This window comes from Micromonospora maritima, assembly GCF_902825405.1.
GTDB classification, from domain to species: domain Bacteria; phylum Actinomycetota; class Actinomycetes; order Mycobacteriales; family Micromonosporaceae; genus Micromonospora; species Micromonospora maritima.
Map to the genome: position 1 here is coordinate 1 of NZ_CADEAU010000639.1, position 2,675 is coordinate 2,675.

4 protein-coding genes are annotated in these 2,675 nt (G+C 74.5%); 2 read left to right on the forward strand and 2 right to left on the reverse strand.

All coding sequences use genetic code 11. The annotated features are described in order from the left end of the window. Together HUW36_RS30375 and HUW36_RS30380 are read right to left on the reverse strand one after the other, a co-directional pair. Window positions 1–451 (reverse strand): DUF58 domain-containing protein (locus tag HUW36_RS30375; RefSeq protein ID WP_174531226.1); only part of this gene is annotated, 451 nt, incomplete at its 3' end. Further along, a complete protein-coding gene (locus HUW36_RS30380; RefSeq protein ID WP_174531227.1) occupies window positions 430–1,536 on the reverse strand; it encodes an AAA family ATPase in 1,107 nt (368 codons plus the stop codon). The genes HUW36_RS30380 and HUW36_RS30375, both read right to left, overlap by 22 nt. A gap of 240 nt (window positions 1,537–1,776) precedes the next feature. On the opposite strand from HUW36_RS30380, the gene HUW36_RS30385 reads away from it, so the two are divergent. Together HUW36_RS30385 and HUW36_RS30390 are read left to right on the forward strand one after the other, a co-directional pair. After that, window positions 1,777–2,004, forward strand: a complete 228-nt coding sequence (locus HUW36_RS30385) for a hypothetical protein (RefSeq protein ID WP_174531228.1) — start codon at window positions 1,777–1,779, stop codon at window positions 2,002–2,004. Between the two features lie 52 nt (window positions 2,005–2,056). Beyond that, window positions 2,057–2,584: a PH domain-containing protein gene (locus HUW36_RS30390; RefSeq protein WP_174531229.1), complete on the forward strand. Its 528-nt coding sequence runs from the start codon at window positions 2,057–2,059 to the stop codon at window positions 2,582–2,584. Window positions 2,585–2,675: the final 91 nt, after the last annotated feature.

Below are 2,675 nucleotides of genomic sequence, written 5' to 3' on the forward strand. Positions count from 1 at the left end.
CCCGCCACCGGCCGGGCGTCGCCGGCGCGCCGGTGCCGACCACCGCACCGATCCGGTTGCCGCCGCGCACGGTGAGGTGGGCCAGCGCGGCCACCGCGGCGACGGCCACGTCCCGCTTGAGCCACCGCCCGGTGCCGAAGTCCAGGCTGGCCGACAGGTCGACCGCCAGCCAGGTCTCCAGCTCGCGGTCGGCCACCGTACGCCGCACGTGCGGCATGGTGGTGCGGGCGGTGACCGGCCAGTCCATCCGGCGCACGTCGTCGCCGGGGCGGTACTCCCGGGACTCCCCCGCCTCGCTGCCCGGGCCCGGCAGCAGGCCGGCGTAGTCGCCCTGGAGCAGCCCGTCCAGTTTGCGGGTGACCATGAGCTGGAGCCGGGCCAGCACGGCGCCCGAGCGGTCGCCGGTGGCCGACAGCCCTGTCGGCGGGGTCACGGCCGCTGCCCGGGCCAACCGTTGTGCGGCACGGTCGCCGGCGGCGGCGTGGCCTGCTGGCGGGGCGCGACCGCGGGCAGCGGGATGGTCGACATCACCCGGTGCACGATGTGGTCGGCCGGCACGTCGTCGGCGAGCGCGTCGTAGCTGAGCACCAGCCGGTGGCGCAGGATGTCCGGCGCGATGTCCTGCACGTCCTGCGGCAGCGCGTAGTCCCGGCCGCGCAGCAGCGCCAGCGCGCGGGTGGCCCGGACCAGGCCGAGTGAGGCGCGCGGGCTGGCGCCGTACTGGATGAGCTGGGCCACGTCGGGCATGCCGTGCTCGGCCGGGGCGCGGGTGGCGAGCACCAGGCGGACCGCGTAGTCGACGAGCGCGTTGTGCACGAACACCTGGTCGGCCTTGTGCTGGAGGGCGACCAGGTCCGGGGTGTCGAACACCCGGTTCGGCTCGGGCGGCGCCACGCCCATCCGGTAGACGATCTCGCGTTCCTCGGCGTCGGTCGGGTAGCCCACCACGATCTTCATGAGGAACCGGTCCCGCTGCGCCTCGGGCAGCGGGTAGACGCCCTCCTGCTCGATCGGGTTCTGGGTGGCCATCACCAGGAACGGGTCGGGCACCCGGTGGCTCTCGCCGCCGATGGAGACCTGCCGCTCGCTCATCACCTCCAGCAGCGCCGACTGCACCTTGGCCGGCGCCCGGTTGATCTCGTCGGCGAGCAGGAAGTTGACGAAGACCGGGCCCAGCTCGACGTCGAACTTCTCGCTGGACTGCCGGTAGATCCGGGTGCCCATGATGTCGGCGGGCACCAGGTCCGGGGTGAACTGCACCCGGGCGAAGGAACCGCCGACGACCCGGGCGAGCGTCTCCACGGCGAGCGTCTTGGCCACCCCCGGCACGCCCTCCAGCAGGCAGTGCCCGCGGGCCAGCAGCGCGACGAACATCCGCTCGACCATCCGGTCCTGGCCGACGATCACCCGTTTGGTCTCGAACAGCGCCCGCTCCAGCAGCGTGGCGTCCTGCGCCGGGGTGGTGGTCGACGGCGGCGGCGCGTCCGGCGCCGCCTCGGTCGGGTTCGGCACGTCGGGCGTGGTCGGCTGGGCCACCGGTCCTCCACAGCTGGGTCGTCGTCGTGGCGTGGTGCGCATTAAGACTGTCATGCCTTGCTGAGAGCCGAGGGCGGGAGAGGCACGATTTCGCCACGCCGTCCCACCGCGCTGGAAAACGCTGAACACGGGTGGACAACAAGGGGTCCGGCGTGTGTACGATTCACCCCGTCGCCGGGCGGCTCCCCCCGTGGCCGCCCGGCGCTCAAACTCCCGGCGTGCGGCCCTAGACTCGCCCCGGTGACGACTCCCTCACCTGACCAGGCGCTGATCTGCTCGGCGCGGGGATGTCGCGCCCCCGCGGTGTTCCAGCTGCGCTGGCACAATCCCCGACTGCACGCGCCCGAGCGGCGCAAGACCTGGCTGGCCTGTCCGGCGCACCGCGCCTCGCTCGGTGACTTCCTCGACGCGCGCGGCTTCCTGCGCGAGGTGGTGCGGCTGCCGGAATCGCCTACGCTCGAATCGTGAACGCACAGACCGTCCGACCACGCGCCGTCCGCCGACGCGGCGGGTCCGCCAAGTGAGCGGTGCCGACCGCGCCGGCCCGCCGCCCGCGCCGCCCGGGCCGCTGGAGCCCTGGCCGGAGACGGTCCGCTGGCAGCCGATCTCCCGCGACCTGATCTGGGTGGAGCTGATCCGGCTCGGCATCGTGCTGGCCGTGGCGCTGGTGGTGCTCGGCGTGGTCTGGGCCGTCGCCGGCCACTGGCTGCCGGGCGCCGCGATCGGGGCGGCGCTGCTGCTGTCCGTCTGGCGCGCGGTCACCATCGTGCGCGCGGTCCGCGCCTGGGGGTACGCCGAGCGCGACGACGACCTGCTCGTCCGGCACGGTCTGCTGGTCCGGCGGCTCTCCATCGTGCCGTACTCCCGGATGCAGTTCGTGGACGTGAGCGCCGGTCCGCTGGAGCGTGCCTTCGACCTGGCCACGGTGCAGCTGCACACCGCCGCGGCGGCCAGCGACGCCCGGGTGCCCGGTCTGCGCCCGGCGGAGGCGTCGCGGCTGCGGGACCGGTTGACCGCGCTGGGCGAGGACCGGGCGGAGGGCCTGTGAGCGGGAGGAGCGAGCCGGAGCCCGGCGGCGCTCCCCCGCCCCGGGAGGACCGGCCCGCCGATCCGGAGCCGACGACGAACGGTCGTCCCTG